We start from the raw sequence: 363 nt of genomic DNA on the forward strand, positions 1-363 counted from the left end.
ATTATCGTTACTTATGTCAGCATTCGCACTTCTGATACCTCCAGCATACCTCACAGTACACCTTCGCAGGCTTACAGAACGCTCCCCTACCCAACAACACATAGTGTCGCTGCCGCAGCTTCGGTGCATGGTTTAGCCCCCTTACATCTTCCGCGCGGCCGACTCGACCAGTGAGCTATTACGCTTTCTTTAAATGATGGCTGTACTTCTAAGCCAACATCCTGGCTGTCTGAGCCTTCCCACTTCGTTTCCCACTTAACCATCGACTTTGGGACCTTTAGCTGGCGGTCTGGGTTGTTTCCCTCTTCACGACGGACGTTAGCACCCGCCGTGTGTCTCCCGTGATAACATTCTTCGGTATTC

Annotated in this window: 1 rRNA gene; it reads right to left on the minus strand. The window is 51.8% G+C overall.

The features are described 5' to 3' along the window. Positions 1-363 (minus strand): 23S ribosomal RNA (locus BHE89_RS22190); the annotation flags it as partial.

The organism is Shigella sp. FC1967, from assembly GCF_001743005.1.
Classification (GTDB): Bacteria; Pseudomonadota; Gammaproteobacteria; order Enterobacterales; family Enterobacteriaceae; genus Proteus.